This is a genomic window from Shewanella sp. 1180_01 (assembly GCF_052850535.1).
This window is the reverse complement of sequence record NZ_VXCT01000127.1, coordinates 1-1,682: the sequence shown is the minus strand read 5'-3', so window position 1 is coordinate 1,682 and position 1,682 is coordinate 1. Positions and strand designations below refer to the sequence as shown.

At 39.4% G+C, this 1,682-nt stretch carries 1 protein-coding gene; it reads left to right on the top strand.

Going from position 1 to position 1,682, the window contains the following annotated elements; genetic code table 11:
- On the top strand, window positions 1-907 hold a 907-nt coding region (locus tag FW758_RS24380; protein ID WP_446446807.1), incomplete at its 5' end, for a hypothetical protein.
- Window positions 908-1,682: the final 775 nt, after the last annotated feature.

The window sequence follows — 1,682 nt, the reverse complement described above, 5'->3', positions numbered from 1 at the left end:
TGGATATTGTATTTCATCAATCTCTAACAATGGTGAGTTTAGGTATACACAGAGGCACGTATTCTCACAATTTAAGGGGCGTATTGAAATATTTAACACTCCAACATTGCTACCTATAGTATCAAACTCAAAAAACGACACATACTCCTATGCATGGACTGGCGATGAAAACGGTTTTGGCTTCTATTTTTATGAAGCTAAACTTGGGCTAATATACTCGCAACTAAAAATCCAACCTGTGGAGGTATTAACTGGGCTTGAATTTCGTGAGTTTGATGATTGTTTAAGAAAATATAAATTGAAGTTGCCAGTTCAAATTGGTTCAATTAGTTCAGAAGAAGCAATAATAGACTTTTCATATGCCCTCTATCAGGCAGGTCAATATCAACGGTGTATCGAAAAAATCACCTCGCTGGGAAGTAAAATTAATGATCATCCGCAAGTCTATTTTCAAGCAAACTACCTATTAGGGTGTTGTTACAAAGACTTAGGGATAGCGGCTGAAAACCAAGGCTCTAAAGAGAGCTATAAGTTACTAGAAAAAGCTGTTGAACACTTTAGTTTGCTTATTAATGACTATAAGCCTGACTACAGTGTTCAAACTAACATGGCAATAGCGTATTGCTACCTTGGGCATGCGACTGAGGATTTGGTTGCCAAAAAAACTTGCTTTCATGGCGCAGTCAATTGTAATGGGAACGCTGTAAATATCGATAATAAACAAGTTCTTCCATACCATAATAGAGCGTCGGCAAACTACGAATTACTCCGGTTCTGTAGGAATAGCAGTGAACTAAATTGTGTAGTGCAAAATATTGTGTCGGATTGTGAACTTGCACTTAGTCTAGATCCAAAACATCAAGTCTCTGCCAGTTTAAAAATGCACGTGTTGACAATGCGGGCTTAACCAATTTTGAAGTTTCAAGATACTTTTTCTCATATTAAACGACTGAGCTAGGTATTATTCCCAACTCAGAAATGTCAAACTTCGAGTCAGCGAGAGCTACGCTGCCTCACTTTTGCCCCAAAGCTTGTTTCAAAGTTAAAAATGCAAGTAGGGCGAATAAAGCTGTGGCTATATAAAAGCTAATGTCACGAGGTTACTTTCAACCTAGAAGTCATGACCGTCTGATCTTTCAAAAGCCAGCCGGTACGCATGTCAGGATAGCCACTTCCACAAGACGAAGCGAAATGACCGACTGCAAAAAGCAGCCTGCCTTATGGGGTTAAACCTATGAGGGGATAGGGTGCAAGTGTCAGCCTAAATGTGGGGCCAAATGCAGTCAACCAAGGTCAGTAATCAGTCGATAGTGAGCGTGAAATAATGAGAAAGCTAAAACGATATCAAGTAATTACCTACCAAACGGCATAAAAAACCGCTACCGCAAAAAAGCAAATTCCTATAGCATGAAGCATACCAATTACTCTGGATAAGGCATCGACCAAGTCCAACAACCGATTTATGCCCTGCAAACAGCGTAGTGCATAAATACTAAGACGTTAGCTTTCTTTGGAGATTACGTGCCTAATTTAAAAATGACACTCTTAGAAAACTCCATAAGCTTTTTCTTGGAGTCTGTGAGTAAGGCTATTCAGGCTGAATCAGATGAAGATAAATGGAAATTTGCGATACTGCTATTAGTGCAAGCAATCGAAACAAGCCTAAAAGAGCGCCTGAGAAG